This window comes from Halosolutus sp. YCN4, assembly GCF_059736495.1.
Genome location: NZ_JCASSM010000003.1, coordinates 732,790 through 758,139, shown reverse-complemented (window position 1 = coordinate 758,139; position 25,350 = coordinate 732,790). Strand labels below are relative to the sequence as shown.

Below are 25,350 nucleotides of genomic sequence, written 5' to 3'. Positions count from 1 at the left end.
CGGCCTCCGGCCGGAAAAGTCTAGCCGAGCGTAAACAGCAGGAGGTTGTGAACGCCCGGTCCGAGCCCCACCGCGGCGATCAGCCCGAGGATCGTCCGCCCCTGTCGGGGCGTTTCCTGGACGTACTCCTTGAACAGTCCGAGGATCAGGAGCGAGAGCACCACTTTCACGAGGACGAATAACCAGCCGCTACCGATGTACGCGGCCGTCGGGAGGCTCCCGCCGGCCTCGAGGAGTAGCCGGGACAGCGGGACGGTCTCCCCGGTGCCGAGCACGTCGTAGCCGATCGCGGTCGAGACGCCGTCGAGCGTGTGGCTGAAGACGACGAGCGCCCCGGTGATGCTCGTGATGGCGGCGACCTCGGTGAACCAGAGGCTGAGCGCGAGCCACGCGATCGCCGTCACGATGCCGGTGACGACGACCGCGATGACCGGCCAGAAGGGATCGAGCATCCCCCCTCCCGACCGGGTGACGACGGCGAACGACGCGAACGCGACGAAAAACGCCGTCCCGGTGACGCCGACGAACCGGGCGATCGATCGCTGGAGGCCGGCCGCGTAGAGGAACGACCCGAGCAGCCAGATCCCGCCCGCGAGGGTCGCCGTCACGAGGTAGACGCTCGGCGTGGCGAACAGGACCGCGATCCCGTCCGGGTACGCATCGATCTGGTAGAGGACGTGGAGCGTCGAGCCGACCATCATCCACGGCGCGAACGCGAGCACCGTCCGATCGGTCACCGGTGGATCGACCGTCCACAGCAGCGCGACGACGCCCGTCAGGACGACGAGAAGCGGCGCGAGAAAATACCACGGCGGGAGCGCGAATCCCTCGGGCAATACCATATTCAATACGCCCTCAGACCAGTAACTAACACGTTTCGATTATCACCGACTCGGTGATACGACGCCGCCGTCCGCCCGGATCGATCGGGGACGACCGGGTCTACGGTTCCCAGGGTTCGCCGGTCGTCTCGCCGAACAGGTCCCGCATCAGCGTCACGATACTTTCGGGCGGGTACTGGCCCCGCTCGGTGACGATCGCGTCGACGTACCGCGGCGGCGTGACGTCGAAGGCGGGGTTCTCGACGACCAGTCCCTCGTCGGCCGGCTGCTCGCCGGTGACGTCGTCGCGCTCCGCAGCGGAGAGCACCTCCGACTCGTCGCGCATCTCGATCGCGACGGTGTGGCCGGTCATCGTGTCGGGGTGGAGTTTGATCGTCTGGGCCGCGACCATCACCGGGACGCCGCGTTCGCGGGCGTTGACCGCCAGGCCGCTGGTTCCGATCTTGTTGATGACGCCGCCGTCGGCGGCGATGCTGTCGGCTCCCACGAGGACGTGATCCGCGTCGTCTAAGTACCGACGCGCCGCGTTGTCGACGATCAGCGTCACCGGCACGCCCCACTCCCGGAGCTGGCGGGCCGTGATGTGGCCCTGCTTGCGCGGCCGGGTCTCCTTGACGATCGCCTCGACGTGTTTGCCGGCGTCGAGCGCGGCCTCGATACACGAGAGCGCGTCCGTCGAGTGACAGTGGGTCATCACCACGTCGCCGTCCCGGAGCCGGTTGGCCCCGACCTTCCCGAGCTGGTCCTGGGCCTGCCCGAGTTCGGTCCGGAACTCCTCAGCGCGGGCGATCGTCGACGCCTGCAGTTCGGGGACGGTGTCGCCGTCCATCCCGCGGAGGACGTACCGGAGGGCGTTCGGGAGGCTGACGGCGGTCGGACGGGTCTCGTAGAGTTCCTTCGCGGCGGTCCGTAACTCGGCCCGGAAGGCCGCCGGCTCGTCGGCGTCGGTCCGATCGGCCTGCGTGGCGAGTGCGTCGGCCGCCGCGTCTGCGATCGTCGCCGCGCCGCGGATCTCCATCGACGCGATGTCCTCGGCCGTCTCGGCGACGACGGGATCGACGGCTGGCTGGTCCTCGTCCATGCGGGCCAGTAGCAGGTCACGGTCAATAAGCGCCCGGGCGGCGAGTCGCCGTGTGTCGGTTATCTGGCGATCGACACGTGACCGGGGCCGCGCTCGATCTCCCCGACGAACGCACCGAACGACCGATCGGATTTTTGAGGGCGGGACGAGTCCACCCGGTATGCACCGGAGCGAACTCGCGCCGCTGATCGATCACACCGTGCTCGGGCCCGAGACGACACCCGCCGACGTCCGACGGGTGCTCGACGAGGCCGCCGAGTACGGGATGAACGCCTGTATTCCGCCCTACGCCGTCGAGGAGGCAGCCGACTACGCGCCGGACGTGACGATCGCGACCGTCGTCGGCTTTCCCCACGGCCAGCAGAGCCACGACGTGAAACGACGCGAGGGCGTCCTCGCCTGGAAAGCGGGGGCCGACGAACTCGACGCCGTGATCAACGTCGGCCGCCTCAAGGCCGGCGAAGTCGACGTCGTGCGCGCCCAGATCGCGGAACTCGTCGCCGCCGTCCCGATCCCGGTCAAGGTCATCATCGAAACTGCGCTGTTGACCGACGCGGAGAAACGCCAGGCCTGCGAGGCCGCCGCCGAGGCCGACGCGGCGATGGTCAAGACCTCGACCGGGTTCGCCGACGGCGGTGCGACGATCGCGGACGTCGAACTCATGAGCGAGTACCTCCCCGTCAAGGCAAGCGGCGGCGTCGGCAGCTACGACGAGGCGATCGCCATGCTCGAGGCCGGGGCCGAGCGGATCGGAGCCTCGAGCGGTGTCGACATCGTCGCGGGGGCACCGACCCCGGAGTAGGGGCGGGACAGGTTCGAGACCGATCGCGGGATCGCGGTACTGATCGCTCCCGGATCGACCGTGGGATCCGCCGATCCCGGCAGGATCGCCCGCGGAACCCAACGGTTTTTCTCCGAACGTGCTCACTATGAGCCTATGCTCGACCCGGTTCGAGTGCGGGTGCGCGCACTCGCCGATCGTCTCCGGCGGTTCGAGCGGCGGGAACTCGACGCGTTCGTGCGGTGGATCGAACGCACGGGGAACCTGCTTCACCTCTCGGTGCTCGTGTTCGTCCCGCTGTTGATCGCCGTGGTCACCTGGCTGTCGAACGCGACGGTCGCGGTCTCGTTTCTCCTGTTTCCGCCGCTGGCATCCGGCACGTACACGCTCTTTGCCGATCCCGAGGGCCGGTACTCCACGCCGACGAAGTTCGTCGGCGGGATGACCGTGGGCGCGCTCTGTGGCTGGGGCGCCCTCGAACTGGCGGCGACGGCGGGATTGAACGGCGGCCCCGTCAGCGCGTCCGGTGCCGCCCTGGGCGTCTTCTTCACCGGCGTCGCGACCTGGGCGCTCGACCTCGAGGAACCCACGGCGTTTTCGACCGCCCTGCTCGTCCTCGTCACCGGCAACGCGAAGGTCGCGTACGTCCTCGGGATCGTCGTCTCGAGCGCGTTCGTCGCGGCCACCTTCGCGATCTGGCGCGATCGATTCTACGAGCAGCGGGCGCGCTATCTCTACCAGACGACCAACGCCGACGATCACGTGCTCGTCCCGGTCGGCGACTCGGAAACGGTCGCGCGGTTCGCGGCCGAACTCGCCGGCGCACACGAGGCCGGCAAGGTCGTTCTCTTCGACGTCGTCGACACGGTCCCGGCCGAGCGCGGCGACGGGACCGCCGACGAGGCGGCGTCGACCGCCGAACGCGCGACGGCCGAGACGGTCGGGGAACTCGAGTCGCTCGCCGACGACATCCAGACCGCGTACGAGGTCCCCTGTCAGGTGGTCGTCGCAGAGGCCGATCGACGCTCGTCGGGACTCGTCCTCCGATCTGCCCGACAGAACAACTGTGATCTCATCGTCGCCCCGTACGAGGAGGACGATCGCGGCGGCCTCTCGTCGTTCATCCGCGGCCTGTTCGACAGCGAGATCGACGTCATCGCGTTCCGCTCGAGCGACGATCGCCGCCGGTGGCGACGCGGGCTGGTCGCGGTCCGGGGCGCCGGCGACACCGCTCGCACGATGGTCGACTTCGCGTTGCGACTCACCGAACCCGGCTGGCCGACCAGCGTCGCGACCTGCATCGACGACGAGTCGCGCCGGCGGAGCGCGGAGAACACCCTTGCAGACCTCGTCGACGCCTTCTCGGGTCGGTTCGAGACCCACGTCGTCACCGAGTCGGTCGAGGCGTACCTCTCGCGCGTGGCACCCCGGTACGACGTGCTGTTCGTCGGCTCGAGCACCGATCGGTCGGCGGCCTCGCGGTTCGTCTCGCCGCCGACGTTCCGAAACCTCGGGGATCTCGACACCGACGTCGCGATCGTCCACCGTGGCCGGCATCGGTAGCAGCTCTCGGGCCGCGCGTCGGAGAGGACCGGTTCTTACTCCGCGCCCATAATCCGATCGATCAGGTCCGTCTCGTCGCTCCCGAGCGCCGATCTGACGAGCAGGTGGCCGCCAAGCACCGCCGGACTGATGACCGTGTCCGCTCCCGCTCGATCGAGCTTCCTGGTGTTCTCGCGATCGGTCGCGGCCGCGACGATCCGGGCGCCGGTCGACAGTTGGCGAGCAGTGAGAATCGCCAGCGCATCCTGTGCGTCGTGTTTCGTCGCGACGACGATCGCCGAGGCCCGCTCGATCTTCGCGCGCTGGAGCGGTTCCTCGTCGCTCGGGTCGCCGGTGACGACCGGCAGGTCCCGGTCGGTGAGGTCCGCCGTCGCGTCGCGGTCGTTCGTCACGACGACGAACTGGGTGCCGTTGCGAGCGAGTTCGTCGACGATCGGTTCCGTCAGGTCGCCGTAGCCGAGGACGAGGATGTGGTCCTCGAGGACTTCGAGTTCTGAGTCGGTCATCTTTCCGAGTGTTTTCGAGATTCTGGACTGGATCGCCGGGCCGACGAGGGCCCCGATGGCGATACCGAAGCTAGCGACGCCGAGGACGAGGACGGACATCGTGAACAGCATCGCCTCGGTCGACGTCGGGTCCGGCGTGATGTCCCCGTAGCCGACCGTACTCGACGTGATCAGGGTGAAGTAGAACGCGTCGAGGATGTTGGAGATCCCCTCGAAGTCCTCACGGAGCGCGTAGCCGCCGATGGTGCCGTACAGCTGGACCCCGATGAGGGCCGATCCGGCGGCGATCTGGGTCGTCGAGAGGGACAGGGAGTTGTCGAACCGGTCGCGAGTGAGCAACAGGACGGGGATCGAGACGGTCGAGAGGACGATCAGCGGCACGGAGTACTGGCTCGTCTGGAGGAGCCCCTGGGCTGCGGTCAGTGGCAACAGCAGGAGCGACGCCCACCAGCCGACGCGGAGGCCGCGTCTGAGCGCGAGCGCGCTCCCGACCATCAGGAACCCGGTGAGCGCGCCGGTAAAGCCCGCGGCCTCCTGGACGGCGTCGGGGACGTACCCGGCCCAGGGGCCGTAGACGGTATCGGTCCCGATGTTGACGACTGCGGTGGCGACCGAGAGCAGGGCGACCGCCAGGACGAGCAACACCGCCGCTCGCACCGTGAGCACTCGTGGCCAGTTGTCCGGGAGGCGCGATCGACCCGCCCGCTCGTCGTCCATACACGCCGGTGGGCGACGCCGTCAGTTAACTCTTTCAAACCCGTCTCCGGTCGAACGGAACGCGCGATCGAACCGCCGACGGGGGCGAGGCCGTCCGCCCCGCGGCCGGCCCGGCGACTGCCGTCGAGGCGGGACCGGGACCTGCCGGTACTGGTTTACCCGTCCCGGTCCACCTGCCGACAATGACGCTCCCAGTCGAGATCCTGCTCGGCGTCTACCTCGGACTGTTGACCGGTATCGTCCCGGCGCTGGTCGCCGGTTCGCTCGGCTTTCTCGTCCGGTACTTCAGCGGCGTCACGCTCCCCGGGTTCGGTGTGGTCGTGCTCGCGCTGTCGATCGCCAGCGTTCAGGGCGGACTGCTCGGCCTCGTCGAACCGACCATCGCGCAATCGCCGCGGCTGCTGGTCGCGGTACTGGTCGTCCTGATGCTCGCGCTGTACGCGCACAACCAGGGGGACAAACTCGGTGCCGAACTGCCGCGGCGACTCTCGCTGACCGCGCTCCGCCAGCGGACGCTCTCGGCGGACGTCGTCGAACTCGTCGGGACCGTCGGCCAGGTCACGATCCGGCCGATCGGCGAGATCCGCGACATGGAGGGGTATCCGCCGCTCCCGGCGGATCTCCGGCGGACGCTCAGGACCGGGTCGTGGAGGCTTCCCGCCGACCTCCCGCTGTCGGAACTCGAGGTCCGCCTCGCGGAACGGCTCCGAACCGACCACGACCTATCGGACGTCGACGTCTCGATCGACGAGCAAGGGCGGGCGACGATCGCCGCCGCACCCCCGTCCGGGACCCTCTCGCGGCGCGTGCCGGCGGGAACGCGGGCGGTTTCGATCGAAACGCTCGTCCCGACCGGGCTGGCCCGTGGCGACGAGGCGGTCCTCCGGACGGCCGAGCGGCCGATCCGGGGGACGGTCCTGAGCGTTCGGACCGACGCCGACGCCGAGGACACCGTGGCCGGCGACGGTGACGACGCGGTGTCGGACGAGACGACGCTCCCGGACGGCGGTGCAGCGTCTCCGGTGGAGGCCCCCGCGCGGCGTTCCGGGGCCAGTCCCGGAGGAATCGGTCGCGTCACGATCGCCGTCGCCCGGCGCGACGTCGACCCGTTGCTCGCGGCCGATCGGCCGCGACTCGTCGTCCGATCCCGAGGGACGAATCGCGAGTTCGAGGCGTTCGCCCTGGTGAAACGGGCCGGATACGCGATCCGGCGGATCACCGTGGAGGCGGAGGAGGGGACCGCGGATCCGCGATCGACGGCGGACGTGACGGTCGTCGCGGTCCGGCGACAGGGAAGCGAGACCGGCGGTCGTCGACACGGCTGGGTGTTCGGTCCCGGGATCGAACGATCGCTCGCGCCCGGCGACGAGGCGTTCGTCGCGGGTCCCGAGGCGCTCGTCGAGGACTTTGCGGAGGCGATCGGCCGATGAGCGGTGCCGCGATCGTCCCGATCGCGACTGCTGGGGGTGATGCCGCGTGATCGCGGTCGCCCAGGCGGCTTCCCTGGAGGCGCTGCTGGACTTGCTCGTTCGCCTTCTGGGCTTCGCGATCCTCGCTGGCGGCACGGCGGCCGTCGCGGCCGTCGCCTTCCGGTGGTACAGCGCCGACGAACTCCCGGAGGGTGTCGGCGTCCTGCTCGGCATCTCGACGGTCGCGATCTGGCTGAATACCACCGCCGCGCTCCAGGACGCGGTTCTCGGCACGTCGGCGCTTCTCGACCCGGAGACGGCCGTCTACACGGTCGTCACGTTCGCCGTGAGCGCGATCGCCGCGGACGGGGGCCGGCGGATCGGTGACCGCCTCGCCCGCGACGTGTTCGCACTCGCGACACCCCGGTCGATCGACGACGTGACCGAACTCGTGCGATCGGCCGGCCGGGTGGTGACCCTCGAACTCCCCGAGGAGATCGAGGACGTGGACGGCTACGACCCCGTCGACGACGCGACGAAGGCGGACCTCGCCGGCCAGACGGTTCACTTTCCGCGGCGACTCGACGTCGAGGAGCTCCGGGAGCGACTCGTCGATCGGCTCGCGCGCGACCACGGCATCGGCCACGTCGACGTCGAGTTCGCCGCCGACGGCTCGATCGAGTACCTCGCGCTGGGGAGTCGGCCGGCCGGAATCGGACCGACGCTCGCGCCGGGGACCGTCGCGGTCGCACTCCGCGGCGATCCGGCAGCCGACGCGAGTCCCGGTGACGCCGTCCGCCTCTGGCGCCGCGACGGCGACGCCTACCGGCGGGTCACTCGCGGCGAACTCCGCGGCACCGCCGACGACGTCGTGACGGTCGCCGTAGACGCCGACGACGCGGCGGAACTCGAACCCGACGCCGACTATCGGCTCGTGACTCTCCCCGGAAACCCGGGCGTGGAACGCGATCTCGTCTCCCTGCTCCGGGCCGCCGACGAGACGGTGACCACGTTCGCCGTCGACGAGGGAGGCCCGCTCGCGGGCGCTGCCGTCGGGTCCCTCCCGGCGCTCGTGCTCGCGATCGACAGGGGCGGCGATCCGATCGCACTGCCGGCCGACGACACCACGCTGGACGCGGGCGACGTCGCCTACGCCCTGGCGCGGCCGGCGGCCCTGCGACGGCTCTCGACCGGATCGATCGACGAGGCCGACGGGGCGGTCGACGTGGACCCGGAGGCCGTCGGTCGTCGGCCGGAGCGGTAGCTACTTGACCTCGGCACCGATAGCGCCATCTATGCCCACGGAGTGGAACCTGTTCGCCGATCTCGCCGAACGTGCGGGCGACAAACACGTCACCGTCGACGCCGACGCCGGCGACACCGTCGGGGACGCACTCGACGACCTGCTCGCCGCCGCACCCGAACTGGAGGGGCGAGTGCTCGACGGCGACGGCGACCTTCGATCGCAGATCAACGTCCTCCGCAACGGGACGAACGTCCTCGTCGAGGAGGAGGGTCTCGAGACGGAACTCGAGGAGGGCGACGAACTGGCCCTGTTCCCGCCGGTCAGCGGCGGCTGATACTCCCGGACCAACCGGTACACGGACCGGTCGCACTCGGGCGGTCGCTACCCGCAGGGATCGGCCGCGAGGCGCGGTCTGGTGGTAACGTGTCCGGTAGTATGAGTCCGCGCGGGGGGTCCGCGATCGGCGGGCGATCGATCGCCAGCACCGGTCTCGTCTGTCGATCGATTTTGCGACGGGCAACGGCGGGCCGGAAAGGCGGATCGGCCTCCAGGTGCCACCGACGGTCAGTGGCTCCTATCGGTGGTGCGGGCCGCGAGCGAGATGCTCTTCACGCCGTACTTCTGGCACGCCCCCTGTGCTTGCTCCGAGATGAAGTCGTACCGCGGGTTCTCCCTGATCTCGAGGTCGCGGAAGCCGGCCGCTTCGATCATCGCGGTGTAGTCGTTGATCTGTTCGGCGCCGCCGATACACGCCGCCCAGAGATCCGCGTTCGTCTTGATGCTGTCGGGCATCTGAGTCTCGCTGATGATGTCCGAGAGGCCGAGTCGTCCGCCCGGTCTGAGTACCCGGTTCACCTCCCGGAAGACCCGCTCTTTCTCCGCAGAGAGGTTGATGACGCCGTTCGAGATCACGACGTCGAACGACTCGTCCGCGAACGGGAGGTCTTCGACGTAGCCCGGTTCGAACGAGACGGCGTCGAATCCGCCCTCGTCGCGGAGCTGGCGTGCGTTCTCCAGTTGTTCCGCAGTCATATCGAGCCCGGTCACGCTTCCGGTCTCGCCGACGTGACGCGCAGCGACGAACGCGTCCGTGCCGGAGCCACACCCCAGATCGAGCACGTCGTCGCCCTCCTGTACGTCGACGAATTCGAAGTGACGGCCGACGCCTGCGAAGGACTCGACCGCGGCCTCCGGGACTGCGTCGAGATCCGCGTCGGGATAGCCGAGTCGCGACGCCAGCGGGCGCCCCGTCTCGAAGTGGAACTCCTCGTCGGGGGTCTCGGCGACGGCCCGGTACACGCCCTTGACCTCCCGTTCGAGTTTGTCGACGTCGAGTGATCCAGTCACGCTCGATCACCGCCTGCACTCTGAACCGTGCGACCGTCCGATGCTGTCATGGGTTCGTTTCGCCTCTGTATGAGAGTCGCTACGCTCGTCCGGGGTAGATAGGTATCCCGTGGCGTTCTCCCGGGCACTGCCCTCCTTGCACCCGTCGAACGCCGGTCACCAGTTGCAAGTCGGCCCGGTCGCCGTGCCGCAGGTCGAACCGGCCCGAACGGGTGGTTCCGTCTCGGAACCGATCGCTGAACTCCGTCGAGGGTCGCTCACACGACTTGCAGATGTTTCTCCTGGAGTTCCTCGTCCGTATACTCCTGTCCGTGGACCTCTTTCATGTGGTTCTTGGCCAGTTCGATCGCTTCCGTCTCGTCTTCCGATTGGATAACGAACCGGCAATCTGCTTCCGCCGATTCGCAATCGAGTTTGTGTGCGTCGTTCATGATTCTCTCCGCAGATATCGCTACGCCCGTCCGGATTAGATAGGTATCCCGTGAACGCCGTGCAGGGACTGCTATCTGGTCACTCGGTGACCGACAGTCACCGGCTGCAAGCCGACGTGACTGCTGGTGCTCCCCGGTGTCCGCTCACAGTCGCCCGGCGATCGTCGCCGGAGCGGTGGTTTCGTGAGCGGATTCAGGAGACGGGTGTCTCGGGGCTGAGCGTCGGAACCTCGCGTCGGTAGGACTCGTACGTCGACTCCGCCCACTCGCGTGCCGCCGGGTCGTCGGTGTCGATCACCGTCTGGACCGTTCCGCTGGTGGGATCGGTGCCGCTGATCGCGACGCGATCGTCGAAGATCCCGATCCCGTAGGACGGCAGGTCGTCGCGCAACCGGACCGTGAGATTGCCGTTTTCCAGAGCCTCGGCGAACTGCTCGGGATCGGTCGAGCGGATGTACGTGGCGACGCTGGGCGAGGTGATGATCTCCGCGGGCATCCCCGCGACGATCCGCTCACAGAGGTCGTCCCGGCACGGTTCGAGCAGGGCCACGTCGAACCCGACGACCCGGAATCGATCCGTCTCCCGGAGCAGAGACGTAAAGCGGTTCACCGGGCGGTACGGGTCGTCGGCCGTGGCGACCGTCACGACCGCGTCCGAGACCATCTCGATCGAGAACCCGTCCGCGTCGTCCGGGAGATACGCCCAGACGTTCCGAAGCGTCTGCTCGGTCTCGAGTTGCTCGAGCAATTTCTGAATCCCCGCCGCGACGAAGGCACCCAGTTGCGTCGCTTCGTAGTGTCGTCCCTCCCTGGTGATCCAGGACCGATCTTCGAACGCGCGGAGCGTGCGCCCGATCGTGGACCTCGATACGCCGGTCATAGCCCGGAGGTCGGCCCGGCTTTGGGGCCGCCTGGCCAGGGCGGCCAGCGCGGTCACCCGATGCTCCGAGCGCGCGAGGAACTCGACGTCGTCGATCGGCGAACCCGTGGCACTCGTTAGCATAGTTCTTACTACAGAATCCAGCGGTATAGCTATTCGTTCACCGGTCCTGGAACGATGTCGAGAAGCAACCGTCAGAACGGGGAGTAGAACCCGATTACCCGCCCGATAGTCCGTGATTCACCCGACCCGATCTTCGGACGCCATCGCGTCCGCGGCGAGGTCGATCCCGAGCACGAAGTCCGGTTCGTCGGACACCTCGCTCCCCGCAGCGGACGCGTCGCTGACGGCCGCGACCGTCTCGGGAATCAGCACGCGGGTCCGATCGGCCCCGAGGTCGGCGGCGTCACGTGCGATCGCCGCGAACAGCGATCGGGTCGCGTCGACGTCCTCCCAGGCGGCGACGCCGTACTCGGCCCACGTTTCAGTGGCGTCGTCGCGGTCGTCGGCCGCCGCATCGTCGCTGTCTGCGTCCTCACCGTCCGCCGATCGCTCGACCGTCCGGGTCCGGTAGGCCGCACCCGCGAGTCCGCCTGCGCTCTCGACGGCGAAGACGACCGTCTCGTCGGCGAAGCGATCGAAGTCGTCCCGCACGAGTTCTCGCACGGCCCACGTCTCCTCGGGAGCGAGGCCGAGTCCGTCGAGGTGGGTTCGCGCGTCGCTGTGGGTCCAGTAGCGCCAGGCGGCGGCGGGGTCGTTCGTGACCCGGTGCGTTTCGGGGGCGTCGATCTCAGCCTCGTCCGAGTTCGGCTCGGGGTGTGCCCACCGGAACTCCGTCACCGGCCCGTAGCCGCCCGCGCGGGCGGCCCCGAGGCCGGCCGTGTTCCACGAGAACACCATGATCCGGCCGACGGTCGCGCCCCGATCGCGTGCCCAGGCGAAGCCGGCCTCGTTCAGCCGGGTGCTGACGCCCAGTCGCCGGTAGTCGGGGTGGACGCGCATCCCCTGGAACCACGCCTCGTCGGCCGAGACCATGACGCCCTGGACGAGTCCCACGACCGTCCCGTCGACCGCGGCGACGAACGTCTTCTTCGGGTCGTCGTCGTCCTCGAGCCACTCGTGGTAGATCCGCGGGATGTAGTCGCCGCCCCGATCGCTCCAGAGGTCGCCCGTGAACGCGAGGACGTCGTCGTAGTCGTCGTGTCTCGCGCGGCGGATCTCGATTCGCTCGTCGCTCGCCGATCGCTCCCCGTCAGCGCTCACGGTCGATCACTCCCAGGGGACCGATCGATCCTGCAGTTCGCCGGCCAGCGAGGTGCGCATGGCTTCCTCGACGTCGTCGGCGTTCGCCAGCGTCCACATCAGTTTGCCCTTCGCGGTGCCGGGGAGCGTGTCGCCGGCCTCGATCACGCCCGTGTCGAGCAGGTCGCGGCCGGTGTCGTAGACTCGATCGCAGACCCGCCCTTCGAGGCACTGACTCGTCATGACGACCGTCGTCCCGTTCTCGATCAACTCCTCGATTCGCGGGATGAGATCGGTGTGAACGTGGCCGAGTCCCGTTCCCTCGAGGATCAGCCCCTCACATCCCTCGACGACGTCGAGGAACGCGGGATCCATTCCGGGCGTGAACTTCAGGAGTTCGACGTCGCTCTCGAGGTCGGGTTCGATCGCGAGGTCCGCTTCGCCGCGTTCCCGGTGCTCGCGGCGGAACTCGACCGTTTCACTCTCGTAATCGACCTCGCCCAGCGGCCTCGCGCCGATCGTCTCGAACGCGTCCCGTCGGGAGGTGTGGTTCTTGCGAACCCGGGTGCCGCGGTGGAGCGCGCAGACGTCGTCGCTCCCGGAGGCGTGCATACAGACCAGCACCTCCGCGCAGTCGCTCTTGGCGGCCTCGACGGCGCAGACGGCGTTCATCACGTTGTCCGAGGAGGGCCGATCGGCCGAGCGCTGGCTCCCGGTGAAGACGATCGGGACGGGCGTGTCGAGCATGAACGAGAGCACCGACGCGGAGTACTGCATCGTGTCGGTCCCGTGCATGACGACGACGCCGTCGGCACCGGCCTCGATCTCCTCGTGGACCGCCTCGGCGAGGTCCTGCCAGATCGGCGGCTCCATGTTCTCCGACAGGATGTTGGCGACGACTCGCCCGCGATAGTTCGCACGACCCGCGAGGTCCGGCACCGCACGGAGGACGTCCTCGGCGTCGAACTGCGCCGTCACGGCGCCGGTCCGGTAGTCGACGGTCGAGGCGATCGTCCCGCCGGTCGAGATCAGCGCGATCGTCGGCAGGTCGTCGTCGAACTCGACGGTCGACTCGCTCTCGTCGGTGCTCGCGCCGTCGATCCGGTAGACGTCCTCCTCGAGGACGGTGACGTCGGCGTCGGCCCGATCGACCCCGACGTTGTAGCCGCCCTCGAGTTTCACCACGAGGTGGTCGTCCGTGCTGGAGGGGAGCACCACGCCGTCGTACGTGCGGTCCGCGCGGTCGACGCGGACGCGGTCGCCTGGGTTCATGCGTGGCCGTTGCGCAGCGTTCGACTTGAAGGCACGCTTTCCCTGCGCGGCGTCGGGTTACGTGATCAGTCCGAGGAGGATCAGCCCTGCTCCGGTCAGCAGGAGGACCGCGGCGATCAGCGCGGTCAACAGTCGGATGGTCGACAGCGCGTCCTCCGCCAGCTCGAGCCGCGGATAGAAGCGTCGAGCGGCGGACAGTAACCCCACCCCGAGCAGAATCGCGACGGCCCCGAACACGATCAACTCGGTACTCACTGCGTACCGGTACCTCATCGGGGGTAAAAAAGACGTGCCCCGTCGCTCGCACAGTGGAACTCCGCTCTCCGGACGCGTAGCCCGTGGCGGTGGTCCTCGTGGTTAGCCCGTCGGCGGCCCCCGCGGCGAGGGGAAACGCCGCCCCGATCGCGAACCCACGGCGCCCGATCGCCGCCCCGATCGGCCGTACCAGGTCGGTCATCAGCGTCGGGGTACTCGGGTCGGGGAGTCGTTGTTCGCGACCTCCACGAGGACGAACGCGCCAGTCCTGGCGATGACCGTCCCGACCGCAGCCGCCGTCAGCTTTAGTAGCCACTGAAAGCCACTGCACACCCGATCGCAGGACGGCTTTTCGAGCAGTGTGTAACTCGTTTCAGTGGCTACTATAGGCCATGCTGGCCGTGTGCGGCCGACCTTCCGCTAATCCGTGGATGGGAAAGGTCCTTGCCGCCGGCCCACGTCACCTCGATCATGAGCGATCGCTCGGACGAGGTGACCGCGTCCCGGGAGGGCGATGCCCGGTCGACCGACGAGCTCCTCGAGGAGACGGCGGAGTTGCTCTCCGGTTCGGGTGCCGACGCGGGACCGTCGCGGGACCGATCGACGGGCCGGGACGCGCCCGGCGACGAGCCGATGGAATCCGGCTCGTGGTGGCGATCGGCCGACGCCGAGTCGGACGCGACCGCTGAGGCGAGCACCGACACCGAGGCCGGCGCCTCCCGCCTCTCCCGACTCGCGCCGTCTCACTCGCCGAGCGAGTACTTCTCCCCGAAAGCGTTCCTCGCGCTCGTGCTCGCGCTCGGCGCTGGACTGTTCGTCGGCGATACGATCCTCCCGATCGGCGGTCGGATCGCTGGCATGTTCGCCGTCGCCTTCGCGATCGGGCTCGTCGCGTCGAAACGGCGCTACCTCGAGACGACGGCCGCCGGCGTCTCCGTCGGTGCGCTGGCCGCGCTGGCAAACCACGCCGTTATCGCCGTCGCCGGGTCGAGCCGCGCGATCGTGGCCGTCGGCGCGACGGTCGGCCTGCTCTCGTGTGTCGGCGGCTACTACTTCGGCCGCGACCTGCGTGACGGACTGCGACGCGACGTCGAGTGATACGGTCCGTTGTGATTCTTCACCGGTGACCGCGCCCTGGTCGGGCGATCACCGGTAAAACGTTCCAATGATCTGTATGAGCCGTCGCGTCGTCAGTCCTGTTCCGGTTCGGGGTGGGGGTTCGTCGCCAGCTCCCAGCCGCGTTCGGTTCGTCGAACGACGCCGTTGTCGGCCATCACCTCGAGCAACTCCGCGACGACCTCGCGGGGTGCGCCGACGTCCTCGCTGAGGTCGCCGACGGACTTGGGCTCCGATCGGATGCTCGCGAGCACGTCGGCGTAGATGCGGCTCTCGGGGCCGGCACCGATTTCCTCCGAGATCCGATCGAGGACGTCACAGAGCTGTCCCTGGACCCACCGCTGGGCCAACGAGAGCTCGTTTTCCAGCTGTTCGAGGTCCTCGAGGGACGCGAGCAGGTCGTCGAGGTCGTCCGTCTCGTCCCACGAGACGTCAAGCGACAGGTGCCGGCAGGTCGTGATGTCCAGACTGCTGTTTGCAGGATAGGCGCTCTTGCTCGCGTAGCCGTAGGGCGAGACGTTCACCTCGAGCCTGACGTTCCTGGCGATATGAAAGTACTTCCGGCGCTGGTCGTCGACCCGGCTCTCGATCAGCCCCGCCTCCTCGAGTTTCCGGAGGTGTTCGATGACCGCCTTGGGACTCACGCCGAGGTACTCCGAAATTTCGGTCACGTAACAAGGTTTTCGGGCGAGTAGCCGGAGGATTCGCCTCCGATTTTCGTTCCCGAGTAGATCGAGCAACGCGGCGGAGTCCATCGGGTGTCCGTAAGCGGTCACCGCTGAAAAGCGTGTCTTCTCTCCGCAGGTCGTGCGGGATCGTCGGCCCCGACAGTCGGCACCGCAAACGGGTGTCGTCGCGCGCCGGGCCGGGAACGGCGTCACTCGGTACTGTCGTCGCCGCTGGTCCCCGGTTACCCGCCGTTGTCGTTCTCGGTTTCCCCGTCGTCACCCTGGTTCGAGTCGGGGGTCTCGTCCGGCGGGCCATCGCCCGAGCCGTCCTCCTCGTCCGTCTGACCCGGTTGCTCACCGTTTCCCGGCTTCTCCTGGGAGGACTGGTCGTCCTCCGTCGGCGCCCCGGTCTCACGATCGTCCGGTGGCCCCTGACCGGGCACTCGATCGGCGCCCGCCATCCCGCGGGCCATCTCCACGACCTCCGGTCCGGCGAGGTCCGAGGCGTTCTGATGGAGGGTCTCGAGGCGTTCCTCTGCGACACCTGTCTCGGCGGCCCGGGGACTGGTTTTCTCGATCGCTCGTTCGAGTCCGGCAATCTCGACCGTCAGTTTCGCCATCCGGGCGTGGTACTGTCCGTTCGAGAGTTCGTCACGCTGGTCGCGAAGCGTCCGGCGTTCGTCCTCGAGGGCCGCGAGTTCGGCCTCGATCGCGTCGGTTCGCTCCGCGACGATCGCGGCTTTTCGTTCGTCGTCGGCGGCCTCGTACCTGGCCTCGAACATCTCGTCGTCGACGGTGCTCTCGGCGTCCGCCGTACTCGTCTGCATGAACGTCGAGACCGTCGTGTTCGCCGCCGTCTCGTCGGCGGCCTCGGTCTCGGTCTCGGTGATCGCACCCACGACGGCGCCGCTCCCGAGGGGGGCGATCGTGAGACCGACGACGGTTGCCAACACGAGGAGGACAATTGCCCGTCTGGAGCTCATTGCACCATCGTACTGCCCAACGTCCTAAAAAGACGAACCTTCGTTCGAACCGTTCAATCGACACTCTCGACGGTTGAGATTCGTTTGGAGTGTTTACAACGATTCTAGGCGCCGTCGATCGGGCGTTCCGTCCCGGTAGATCGACAGCCCCCGGTCGCCGGTTCAGGCACCCGTTGATGGCCGCGTCCGATCGGTTTCACTATGCTTGAACGTCCCGATCGCTACACTGTTCGTCAGCAGTGAACGTCGTCCCGGACGGTCAAAGTCCGCTGAAAGCGCGTCGGCTTATATTTGTCTGCCAATAGTTATGTCGTTCCGTCCCGTGTCACTAGGTAGCATGTTCGAGGTGTTTTCGCGGAGCTACTATCTCGGACGACTCTACGTGACGCCGACCGAGAGCGATCGCGCGCTTATGCAGCGCGACCAGCACGAACGGATCAACGAGGAGGTGTACGCGAGCGGCGAGGGACTCGAACGGCTCGACGCGCCGCTCGTGATGAAACTCGAATCGAGTCACTTCCCGGTCCACGGGGACGACGCCGTCCCGGCGGACACGCTGGCGCTTCCCGAGTCGATGCTCGAGGGGACCGACGTCCGGAATCCTCCATCCCTCCGGGAGGTGTTGCTCGCCCGCCGCGAGCGCGCCCAGCAGTTGCTCGAGTTCGCCGGCGGCTGGGAGGCGCCCCGTCCCGACCTCGACGACGACTTCCCCGGTGCCGGAACCTAAAAGTACTCCCGCTTCGCGTATGTCGCCAGATGCTCGACGAGTTGCTCGGCCGCGCCTCGCTGAAAGAGCGCATCGACGACCTGGAGGAGGAAAACGAGCGGTTGCGAAAGCGGTACGAGGCCGAATCCGATCGCCGGGCCGACGCCGCGACGGCCAGACAGGAGGCCGAGGCGGAGGTGAACCGGCTCGAAGACCGTATCGCGCAACTCGAGGGCGAACTCGATCGGGTCGAGACCGACGACTCCGGCCCGACGGTCCGTCGTCGGGAACACCTGCGCGGGCCGCGCCTCGCCGAGGTCCTCGATCGGCTGGCGTCGGTCCGAACCGGCCCCGAGGGGGCGTTCACCGCCCCCATCGGGGAGGCAGGACCGGGTCCCGTACGAGACGATCTCGAGGCGGTCCTCGGCGATCGCGTCGCGCTGGTCGACGACGCCGCGCCCTGTCTCTGTTGCGTCGACGACGCGGGCCTCGTGTCGGTGACGCTCGACCCGCCGGTTCTGCCCGATCGCGACCCGGCGTGGGCCGATCGGTTCACGATCGAGCGGGAGTGGTTCCTGCCGACCGGCCGGTACGCGCTCGCGCTCGTCCGGGCGGACCTGTTCGCAGTCGGGACGTACGAGGACGGTGAGCGCGTCGACTACCGCGGCTTCGAGAGCGACGTCAAGGGGAGCCACTCGAAAGGCGGCTTCTCGCAGGCCCGGTTCGAGCGCATCCGCGACGAGCAGATCGACGCCCACCTCGATCGGTGCGGAGAGGCGCTGACCTCGTCGGTGGAGGCCGCCAACACGGACCGGCTCTACCTCGTGGGCCAGCGCGGCGTCGTCGAGACGCTCGCCGAGGAGGCGGCCCTCGATCCGGACGCGACGGCGGCCGTCGACGCGACGGGCGGCCCCGAGTCGGCGCTTTCGGACGCCCACCGATCGTTCTGGACGACGGAGTTGCAGGTGCTCTGATCGCCGGCCGATCGTCGCACTCGGGCCCGTTCGCGCGATCGGCCGCGGGTCTTCAGGGTTAAATACTCCCTCGACTACCATCCGGTATGCGCGTCGCAATTCTCGCACACGAGAAGTTCCCCGACCGAGCCAAGACGGCCCTCGGGGTCCTCAGGTACGCCGATTACGATGCCGCCGCGGTCCTCGATCGAGAGACCGCCGGCGATCGCGTCTCCGACTACGTTCCGGACGTCCAGGACGCCCCGATCGTCGAGGGGATGGCCGACCTCGGGGCGGACGACGTCGACGCCCTGCTGATCGGCATCGCGCCGATCGGCGGCGACTTCGACGAAAGCTGGCGCGAGGACGTCCGCACGGCCCTGGAGTACGGCTGCGACGTCATCTCCGGGCTCCACTACTTCCTCGAAGACGACGAGGAGTTCGCCGCCCTCGCCGCCGAGAACGACTGCGACCTGTGGGACGTCCGCAAGCCGTCCGATGACCTGACCGTCGCGGACGGCGTCGCCGGCGACGTCGACGCCGAAGTGATCCTCACCGTCGGCACCGACTGCTCGGTCGGCAAAATGACCGTCTCGATGGAACTCGCCCGCGACGCCCGCGAGGCGGGCTACGACGCCGCCGTGATCCCCACCGGCCAGACCGGGATCATGATCGAGGGCTGGGGGAATCCGATTGACCGGGTCGTCTCCGACTTCACCGCGGGCGCGGTCGAGGAGATGATCGTCGAGAAGGGCGACGAGTACGACTACCTCTTCGTCGAGGGCCAGGGCAGTATCGTCCACCCCGCATACTCGGCAGTCACCTGCGGTATCCTCCACGGCGCGATGCCCGACAAACTGGTGCTCTGTCACGTCGCCGGTCGCGAGGCCATCCACGGCTACGAGTCGTTCCCCCTGCCGCCGATCGAGAGCTACGTCGACCTCTACGAGGATCTCTCGGCACCGGTCAGCGAGGCCCCGGTCGTCGCCGGCGCGATAAACACCGCCCACCTCGAGGACGAGGCGGCCGAGCAGGCGGTCGCCGACTACGCCGACGAACTCGGCGCGCCCGCGACTGACGTCATCCGGTACGACACCGCCGACCTGCTGGAGGCCCTGCTCGAATGACGCTCGCCACCGACTTCGAGCGCCGCTCGCTGCCGCTCGAGTACCCGTTCACGATCGCCCGCGGGACGCAAACGGAGTCGGCGGTCGTGACCGTCCGCGTCGAGGACGACGACGGAACGGTCGGCGTCGGCGGCGCCGCGCCGTCGTCCCACTACGGGGAGACCGTCGACACCGTGACGGCCGTGCTCCCCGACCTGCTCGCGGTCGTCGAGGAGGTCGGCGATCCGCACCAGCTCGATCGGATCGAGCGGCGGATGCGCGAGACCGTCCGGCGCAACCCGTCGGCCCGCTGTGCGGTCAGCGTCGCGCTCCACGACCTCGTCGCGAAACGGCTCGACCTCCCGCTGTACCGGTACTGGGGGCTCGATCCGGCCGAGAGCCTCGAGACCTCCTACACGATCGGCCTCGACGACACCGAGACCATGCGCGAGAAGACCGAGACGGCCCTCGACCGCGGCTTTACCACGCTGAAGGTCAAACTCGGCACCGATCGCGACGTCGAAATCGTCGAGACGATCCGATCGGTCGCCCCCGACGTCAGCCTGTTCGTCGACGCCAACGAGGCCTGGACGCCCCGCGAGGCCGTCCGGAAGATCGATCGGCTCGCCGCGTACGACCTCGCGTTCGTCGAACAGCCCGTCCCCGCCGAGGATCCGGCTGGACTGCGCTACGTCTACGAGCGGGCGGCGCTACCGATCGCCGCCGACGAGTCCTGCGAGACGCTGACCGACATCCCGCGGATTGCGGACCGGTGCGACATCGCGAACCTCAAACTCATGAAATGCGGTGGCCTGCGGGAGGCCAGGCGAATGATCCACGCCGCGCGCGCTCACGGCCTCAAGGTGATGTGTGGCTGTATGACCGAATCCAACGCGTCGATCGCGGCGGCCTGCCACCTCGCGCCGCTGCTCGACTACGCCGACCTCGACGGGTCGCTCCTGCTGGCCGAGGACCCCTACGACGGCGTCCCGATGCCCGGCGGAGAGATCGACCTCGCGGGGCTCGATCGGCCGGGAACCGGCGCCGTCACGGAGTAGCCGACCGGCGGCTTCGACGACCGATCGCGGTCTCCGCTCGGCGTCTGCGGTCGCTTGCTGTTCGGCATCTGCGATCGTGATGCTGTAAATAGTAGTGACCGATCCTCTAGAACTGATCCCAACTGTCGTTTACGGTCGTGGGGTCCGTGACGACACACGTCATGCAAGACGGGTACGAGGACGGACGCGATTCCTCGCGGTTGTCCCGGCGAACGGTTCTGCAGGCGACCGGCGGGGCGGTCGCGCTGTCGGCCGTCGGATCCGCGCGGGCCAGCGAGGGCGAGGCCGAGGCCGAATCGCACGGAGCGCGGATCGATCGGCGCTGTCCCGAGGCGACGATCGAGCCGAGTCACGGCCACTGCGCGGGGGGCAGCCTGGAGGGCTGCGCCGACGACCACCCGGTGACGGTCGAACTCCAGGCGGCCGTCGCGGAGACGCTCTCGGACCGGTACCCGGACGTCGGGTCGTTGCTCGACGACGACTTCAAGCCGTACTTCGATACCTTGGGCGGGGACAGCGACTACTCCCACTGGCTCAGCCCCGAGTACATCGGCGACGAGGCGCTTCTGGACCCGGATCGGCCGGAATCCGTACTCGTCGATAACGAGTCCTGGCGGCCGATCGGCGTCATGTTCGTCGCGACCGTCGACGGCGCCTCGGTCTCGCCGCCGCCCGTGATCTACGACGCGGCCGCCGACGTCACGTACGAGGACGGGGTTGCCCCCGCCGTCCCCGAGTCGGAGACCGGCGACGACGGCGAGTCTCCGGATCGCTGCTCCCCGTGGCACCACCACGCGGGGCTCCCCTCGCGGTTCGCGTGGTGGTACTACCGGCAGGTATACGAGGGGGACTACGAGGGGGGCGAGGTCCGACTTCCCTGTCGCACGCCCTGTCTGCTCCACGTCTGGACCGTCGACCACCCCGAGAGCGTCTACGCTCACGACGCGCCGCCGGCTGAGTACCGCGATCGAGACCCCGCAGACGAGGCCAGTTTCGAGACGGACGCGGACCCCGGCGAGGACGCGCTCGGCTGGGACGTACTGCCGGACGAGGCGACTCCCGATCTGCTCCCGGGCGAATTCTCCGTTCTCGGCCCCTGAACACTCTCCTGTGGACTTACTCGGCGGCCGCCGCGAGCCAGCCCCACGCCGCCAGCGCGGCCACGATCCGATCGACCGCCTCCGTCACGGTGCAGTCGTCAGTGTCGATCACGACGTCGGCGTCCGGGTCAGCGAACTCCCGGTAGACCACGTGGACGCCCTGCTCGTCGATCGGATCCGATCGCGACCGATTGCGTTCGAGGCAGGTCTCGAGGCTCGCCGTGACGTGGACGAACCGGACGTCCCCGAGGGTGCGAAACTGCGTCTGCCACTCGCGCCGGTAGAACGTGCCGTCGACGAGGTGGACGGCGTTCTCGGGTCCCCCGGAGACCCGTTCGTAGAGTCGTTCGTACGTGCGACTCGAGAACTCGTCGGAGTGGTGGCTCTCGACGCGCACGCCCCGTCGGGCGAGACGGTCTCGAACCCGGTTCGTGATCGTCGTTTTGCCAGCACCGGGCGGGCCGCAGACGACGAGGATCACGGTCGCTCACTCGTCGTCGAACGGGGTAACCCCTTCCGTTTCTGTCGCTCTCCGATCGCTACGGCTCCCACTCGATCTCTTCGCCGCGGCCCGACTCCCGGTGGATGAACGGCCCGATCGCCAGCGCCCGAAAGAGCGCCCCGATCGGGCCCGCTACCACGACGAGCGCCCCGAGCGAGGGGGGTAGGTTACCCCAGGTCCTCGTCGCGCTCGGACTCCCGGAGGATGAACGGCCCCATCGCGAGCGTTCGCTTGGCAACCGACGCGATCCGGAGGATGTAGACGCTGAAGACGACGAACGGGGAGATTCCGACGACGAAGCCCGCGCTCGTCACCCAGACGAGGTTGTCGACGCCCAGCGTCGTCCCGGGAAGCGCGCTCCCGTCGACGTACATCAAGAACAGCGCGATCACCGTCAGCGCGGGCACCGAGATGTAGAGCAGGGCCCGCGAGAGGTTGATCAGCTCCCACTGGAAGTACAGCGTCTTGAAGTGCTCGCGGGCCGGCCCGAAGAACTTGAGAAGTGTGATCATCTCGCTGATCTCCTCGATAGCGTCGTCAGACAGTTCGTCGTCGTGCTCGGCGCGGATCTTGCGGGCGTCGTAAATCTTCCGGGAGTAGTTGAAGTTGAGCGCGTTCCAGATCACGTCGAACGTCCCGAACTGGGCACTCTTGAGGTCGTCCTTGACTACCTGCGCGTTCTCGACGGCGTCGTCGACGTAGTCGTCGATCTTCGCCTGCAGTTCGTCGCTGTGGCCGCCGGCCATCGCGTGTTCGAGATCGGTCGCTTCCTCCTCGATGCCGTCGACGAGTTCGTAGAGGAACGCCGCCGGTTCGGGCGGAGTCGCGTCTTCCTCGAGTTTATCCTCGATGTCCCGGCGAAAGCCCATGGCCTCTTGCATGCGCTCGCGTTGGTCGCCGACCGCCCCCAGTTCCTGGGAGAGGACCAGCTGATTGATCGTGACGACGATCGACGTCCCGGTGATGATCGCCCCGATGAACGCCGAGAAGATCCAGAAGGTGCCGTTGTGCCGCTGGACGATCACGCGCAGGGGCGTGAGTCCGAGCCAGCTGAACCCGACCAGGATGGCGAACACGGTCGCCAGTATCGCCGCCGTGAAGAGCCACCGGTTCAGCCGGAGCAACACCCACAGCCGCGTGCTGCCGACGCCGGCCCGCTGACTCAGCACTTCGCTCGAGTCCGAATCGCTCATTGACCGTGCCGAACGAACGACGTCGGCGGATAAAATACCCCCGCGGGAGTGAGCAAACCCGCGGTCGTCCGATCGGCCTCGACTCCGGGCTCGGCCAGTGCGGCCCCGGCTCGATCGCGAGGACGCCGACGAGTGGGAGCGACTACCGATCCTCGCCGTAGGTCACGTCGAACGGCCCTTCGTCGGGGTCCTTCTGGGGAATCATCGGGCCGACCGACGCGGTCCGGCGCGTGACGGTCGCGGTTCGCAGGATGTAGGACGCGAGGAGGGCGAGCGGCGAGAGGCCGACGACGATCAGCGCGATGACGACATAGGGGAGGACGACGGTACTGATGCTCGGACCGGCGAAATCGGCGTACAGGAGGCCGATGAGGATCGCGGACAGGATCGCCGGAACGCCAAGATAGATCGTCAGCTGCGAGAACCGGGTGAGTTCCCGCTGGAGGTAAGTCGTCTTGAACTGCTCGCGGGCCACGTTGTACAGCTTCAGCGAGTCGATCAGGTCGTCGAGGTGGTCCGTCGCGACTGGTGACAGCGAATCCCCGTATTCGCCACGCAGGTGGGTGGCGACGTGCAGATGCCAGGCTTCGTCGTAGTTGATCGCCGCCGAGACGGCGGTAAACGAGCCGAACTCTCCCGTCTCGAGTACCTCGTCGACGCGCCCGGTCCGCTCTCGAACGCTGTTCGTGTACCGCGTGACCGTTTCGCGGACGTGCCCGTCGTCGTGAGTCGCCACGGCGTCGGCGAAGGCGGCGGCGTCGTGTCGGATCGATTCGACGATCAGTTCGAGGATCTCGGTCGGCGTCGCCGGACTCGCCGGAACGCCCGTGTCGGCTGCGACGTCCCGTCGGAACTCCACGACGTCTTCGAGTCGATCGCGCGCTTTGCCGGCCGCACTGAACTCCTGTGAGAGGATGAGCTGATTGACCGAGACGACCAGCGTGACCAGCGAGAACGTCCCCGCGATCATCCCGCTTGCGACCCGCGTGACGGTGCTCGGGTCGACGAACGAGACGATACCGAGTTCGCGCAGGACGAGCAAGAGAGCGACGACGACGATCGACAGGAGCCCCGCGACGACGACGCGATTGCCCTCGACTATGAACCACTCGCGAAATCCAGCCAGCGCTCCCGATTTCACCCCGACGTCCGCCCCGTAGCTCTCGAGCGTCTCGTCGGTTTCCGAAGGCCCCATGGCGACACGTTCTACCGTCCCGACAATAAGGCCCTGCGTTGCATACACCGCTCGTGTCCGCGTCGGCCACGGATTCGTTGCGACTCGGCGTCGTCGGAACGGACGTCCGATCGGCGTCTCGTGGCGCAACCGCTGTCGGTTCAGGGCCTACACTGAAATACGTTCGTGGTGTCGAATCACCGTATGCCCGGTGACGAAACTACCTCGCGGACGCACGCTCGGCGATGACCCGCTCGGAGCCGACGAGCAGACGGCGACTGCTCACATCGATCGGTGCGGGTATCACGGCTGCAGCAGCCGGCTGTACGGGCAGCGGCGGGCTCGACGGCGAACCGACCTACGAGGACGGGTCCGTCGACGCGAGAAACGCCAGTAACGTTTCCAACCGATCGGCGTCCCAGATGGCCGCGGCCGAGGCGGTCGCCGTACAGGAACCGAACACCTCGGTGACGCCGCTCGATCCGCTCTCGCTGATCGAACACGAGTTCGTCGTCGAAGACAACTATCTCGGCTCGACCATTCAGGGAATCGTCGCGAACACGGGGTCCGATCGGATCCAGTTCGTCGAAGTCCGGACGCGGGTCTACGACGACGCCGGCAACATGCTCGGCCAGTACCTCGCCAGTACCGGCGACCTGAACGGCGGATCGTCCTGGTCGTTCCAGGTGGTCGTCCTCGAGTCCCCGGCGGACGTCGCGGACTACGACATCACGGTCCTGGGAACGCCGACGTGAGTTCGGTCCGTCCGTGGCGTCGACACCTCGGCGGTCGATGAGCACGAGTCACCCTCTCGCGCCCTACGAGGACGACTCCATCGCCTCGGCGAGGTCGTCGTCGACCGCGTCGACGATCGCGTCCGGACCCTCGCTCAGCGCGTAGGCGGGTCGGCCCTTCCCCGTCGGCGACGTCTCCGATCCGGCGATCTCCTCGACGATACCCTCGTCCTCGAGGCGGTAGAGCGATCGCATCACGTCCGCCTCGGTGAGCGTTCCGACGACCGTCTCGACGCCGTCCAGCCGCGTCTTGCACACTTGCCTGAGTTCGGGTGTCTGCACCGGCGTCTCACCGTCCCGATCGAGCGCGACGACCCCGAGCAGGACGGCCTGATCGGTCAGTGACAGCGAGTCCTTCGAGACCATACGGCTACGTTCGATCCGGGAGGTCCTATGTATTTCCCCCGCGACAGGTATCGCTCGTG

General features: G+C 68.0%; 27 protein-coding genes. 12 read left to right on the top strand and 15 right to left on the bottom strand.

From position 1 onward, the window contains the following. Nucleotides 1–20 precede the first annotated feature (20 nt). Nucleotides 21–842 (bottom strand): DUF63 family protein, encoded by an 822-nt coding sequence (locus tag AC6I6X_RS14325; RefSeq protein WP_497931203.1) that lies wholly within the window; start codon nt 840–842, stop codon nt 21–23. 100 nt (nt 843–942) lie between these two features. Then, nucleotides 943–1,923 (bottom strand): ribose 1,5-bisphosphate isomerase, encoded by a 981-nt coding sequence (locus AC6I6X_RS14320; protein WP_497931202.1) that lies wholly within the window; start codon nt 1,921–1,923, stop codon nt 943–945. Nucleotides 1,924–2,083: 160 nt separating this feature from the next. Here AC6I6X_RS14320 and deoC point away from each other — a divergent pair, with 160 nt between their 5' ends. Next, the gene (deoC, locus tag AC6I6X_RS14315) at nt 2,084–2,725 is read left to right on the top strand and encodes a deoxyribose-phosphate aldolase (RefSeq protein ID WP_497931201.1); all 642 of its coding nucleotides are present in this window, start codon (nt 2,084–2,086) and stop codon (nt 2,723–2,725) included. 135 nt (nt 2,726–2,860) lie between these two features. Beyond that, nucleotides 2,861–4,267: an HPP family protein gene (locus tag AC6I6X_RS14310; RefSeq protein ID WP_497931200.1), complete on the top strand. Its 1,407-nt coding sequence runs from the start codon at nt 2,861–2,863 to the stop codon at nt 4,265–4,267. Between the two features lie 35 nt (nt 4,268–4,302). On the opposite strand, the gene AC6I6X_RS14305 is transcribed toward AC6I6X_RS14310, so the two are convergent. Then, the gene (locus tag AC6I6X_RS14305; protein WP_497931199.1) at nt 4,303–5,490 is read right to left on the bottom strand and encodes an NAD-binding protein; all 1,188 of its coding nucleotides are present in this window, start codon (nt 5,488–5,490) and stop codon (nt 4,303–4,305) included. Nucleotides 5,491–5,672: 182 nt separating this feature from the next. Between AC6I6X_RS14305 and AC6I6X_RS14300 the strand changes: the two genes are divergently transcribed. Genes AC6I6X_RS14300 through AC6I6X_RS14290 form a run of 3 tightly spaced genes read left to right on the top strand, consistent with a single transcriptional unit; the run spans nt 5,673 to nt 8,479 of the window. Continuing rightward, a complete protein-coding gene (locus AC6I6X_RS14300; RefSeq protein WP_497931198.1) occupies nt 5,673–6,920 on the top strand; it encodes a DUF8167 domain-containing protein in 1,248 nt (415 codons plus the stop codon). Between the two features lie 46 nt (nt 6,921–6,966). Continuing rightward, the gene (locus tag AC6I6X_RS14295; RefSeq protein ID WP_497931197.1) at nt 6,967–8,163 is read left to right on the top strand and encodes a TrkA C-terminal domain-containing protein; all 1,197 of its coding nucleotides are present in this window, start codon (nt 6,967–6,969) and stop codon (nt 8,161–8,163) included. 31 nt (nt 8,164–8,194) lie between these two features. Beyond that, on the top strand, nt 8,195–8,479 hold the full coding sequence (locus tag AC6I6X_RS14290) for a ubiquitin-like small modifier protein 1 (protein WP_250142000.1): 285 nt from the start codon (nt 8,195–8,197) through the stop codon (nt 8,477–8,479). A 230-nt stretch (nt 8,480–8,709) separates the two neighbouring features. On the opposite strand, the gene AC6I6X_RS14285 is transcribed toward AC6I6X_RS14290, so the two are convergent. The 6 genes from AC6I6X_RS14285 to AC6I6X_RS14260 form a co-directional block, all read right to left on the bottom strand. Beyond that, complete coding sequence (locus AC6I6X_RS14285; protein ID WP_497931196.1) at nt 8,710–9,492, bottom strand: methyltransferase domain-containing protein; 783 nt, start codon at nt 9,490–9,492, stop codon at nt 8,710–8,712. A gap of 257 nt (nt 9,493–9,749) precedes the next feature. Further along, complete coding sequence (locus tag AC6I6X_RS14280; RefSeq protein WP_497931195.1) at nt 9,750–9,923, bottom strand: DUF1059 domain-containing protein; 174 nt, start codon at nt 9,921–9,923, stop codon at nt 9,750–9,752. A 193-nt stretch (nt 9,924–10,116) separates the two neighbouring features. Next, the gene (locus AC6I6X_RS14275; RefSeq protein WP_497931194.1) at nt 10,117–10,926 is read right to left on the bottom strand and encodes a helix-turn-helix transcriptional regulator; all 810 of its coding nucleotides are present in this window, start codon (nt 10,924–10,926) and stop codon (nt 10,117–10,119) included. A 117-nt stretch (nt 10,927–11,043) separates the two neighbouring features. Further along, nucleotides 11,044–12,066 carry a GNAT family N-acetyltransferase gene (locus tag AC6I6X_RS14270; protein WP_497931193.1) on the bottom strand — a complete coding sequence of 341 codons (1,023 nt, stop codon included), beginning with the start codon at nt 12,064–12,066 and terminating at the stop codon, nt 11,044–11,046. Nucleotides 12,067–12,072: 6 nt separating this feature from the next. Then, entirely contained in the window at nt 12,073–13,317 is a 1,245-nt protein-coding gene (gatD, locus tag AC6I6X_RS14265) for a Glu-tRNA(Gln) amidotransferase subunit GatD (RefSeq protein ID WP_497931192.1), read from the bottom strand. A gap of 57 nt (nt 13,318–13,374) precedes the next feature. Continuing rightward, nucleotides 13,375–13,590, bottom strand: coding sequence for a hypothetical protein (locus AC6I6X_RS14260; protein ID WP_497931191.1), 216 nt, complete (start codon nt 13,588–13,590; stop codon nt 13,375–13,377). A 453-nt stretch (nt 13,591–14,043) separates the two neighbouring features. On the opposite strand from AC6I6X_RS14260, the gene AC6I6X_RS14255 reads away from it, so the two are divergent. Further along, a complete protein-coding gene (locus AC6I6X_RS14255; RefSeq protein WP_497931190.1) occupies nt 14,044–14,670 on the top strand; it encodes a DUF8526 domain-containing protein in 627 nt (208 codons plus the stop codon). A 92-nt stretch (nt 14,671–14,762) separates the two neighbouring features. Here AC6I6X_RS14255 and AC6I6X_RS14250 read toward each other — a convergent pair whose 3' ends face one another. After that, on the bottom strand, nt 14,763–15,443 hold the full coding sequence (locus AC6I6X_RS14250) for an ArsR/SmtB family transcription factor (protein ID WP_497931189.1): 681 nt from the start codon (nt 15,441–15,443) through the stop codon (nt 14,763–14,765). Between the two features lie 155 nt (nt 15,444–15,598). Further along, on the bottom strand, nt 15,599–16,339 hold the full coding sequence (locus AC6I6X_RS14245) for a hypothetical protein (protein ID WP_497931188.1): 741 nt from the start codon (nt 16,337–16,339) through the stop codon (nt 15,599–15,601). Between the two features lie 337 nt (nt 16,340–16,676). Here AC6I6X_RS14245 and AC6I6X_RS14240 point away from each other — a divergent pair, with 337 nt between their 5' ends. The 5 genes from AC6I6X_RS14240 to AC6I6X_RS14220 all read left to right on the top strand — a co-directional run bounded on the left by AC6I6X_RS14240 (nt 16,677) and on the right by AC6I6X_RS14220 (nt 21,262). Then, nucleotides 16,677–17,066, top strand: a complete 390-nt coding sequence (locus AC6I6X_RS14240) for a DUF5802 family protein (protein WP_497931187.1) — start codon at nt 16,677–16,679, stop codon at nt 17,064–17,066. Nucleotides 17,067–17,095: 29 nt separating this feature from the next. Next, complete coding sequence (locus AC6I6X_RS14235; RefSeq protein ID WP_497931186.1) at nt 17,096–18,019, top strand: Vms1/Ankzf1 family peptidyl-tRNA hydrolase; 924 nt, start codon at nt 17,096–17,098, stop codon at nt 18,017–18,019. A gap of 86 nt (nt 18,020–18,105) precedes the next feature. Further along, on the top strand, nt 18,106–19,125 hold the full coding sequence (locus AC6I6X_RS14230; protein ID WP_497931185.1) for an N-acetyltransferase DgcN family protein: 1,020 nt from the start codon (nt 18,106–18,108) through the stop codon (nt 19,123–19,125). Then, a complete protein-coding gene (locus tag AC6I6X_RS14225) occupies nt 19,122–20,162 on the top strand; it encodes a dipeptide epimerase (RefSeq protein WP_497931184.1) in 1,041 nt (346 codons plus the stop codon). The genes AC6I6X_RS14230 and AC6I6X_RS14225 overlap by 4 nt, the downstream gene beginning before the upstream one ends. A gap of 161 nt (nt 20,163–20,323) precedes the next feature. Continuing rightward, nucleotides 20,324–21,262, top strand: coding sequence for a hypothetical protein (locus tag AC6I6X_RS14220; protein WP_497931298.1), 939 nt, complete (start codon nt 20,324–20,326; stop codon nt 21,260–21,262). A 16-nt stretch (nt 21,263–21,278) separates the two neighbouring features. Here AC6I6X_RS14220 and AC6I6X_RS14215 read toward each other — a convergent pair whose 3' ends face one another. The 3 genes from AC6I6X_RS14215 to AC6I6X_RS14205 form a co-directional block, all read right to left on the bottom strand. Further along, on the bottom strand, nt 21,279–21,743 hold the full coding sequence (locus AC6I6X_RS14215; RefSeq protein WP_497931183.1) for an AAA family ATPase: 465 nt from the start codon (nt 21,741–21,743) through the stop codon (nt 21,279–21,281). Nucleotides 21,744–21,931: 188 nt separating this feature from the next. Continuing rightward, nucleotides 21,932–22,957 (bottom strand): DUF7972 family membrane protein, encoded by a 1,026-nt coding sequence (locus tag AC6I6X_RS14210; protein WP_497931182.1) that lies wholly within the window; start codon nt 22,955–22,957, stop codon nt 21,932–21,934. A 142-nt stretch (nt 22,958–23,099) separates the two neighbouring features. Further along, nucleotides 23,100–24,152 (bottom strand): DUF7972 family membrane protein, encoded by a 1,053-nt coding sequence (locus tag AC6I6X_RS14205; RefSeq protein WP_497931181.1) that lies wholly within the window; start codon nt 24,150–24,152, stop codon nt 23,100–23,102. 224 nt (nt 24,153–24,376) lie between these two features. Between AC6I6X_RS14205 and AC6I6X_RS14200 the strand changes: the two genes are divergently transcribed. Then, nucleotides 24,377–24,886, top strand: coding sequence for an FxLYD domain-containing protein (locus AC6I6X_RS14200; RefSeq protein ID WP_497931180.1), 510 nt, complete (start codon nt 24,377–24,379; stop codon nt 24,884–24,886). A gap of 63 nt (nt 24,887–24,949) precedes the next feature. Here the strand turns inward: AC6I6X_RS14200 and AC6I6X_RS14195 are convergent, their stop codons facing one another. After that, nucleotides 24,950–25,291, bottom strand: coding sequence for a hypothetical protein (locus AC6I6X_RS14195; RefSeq protein ID WP_497931179.1), 342 nt, complete (start codon nt 25,289–25,291; stop codon nt 24,950–24,952). Between the last annotated feature and the right edge of the window lie 59 nt (nt 25,292–25,350).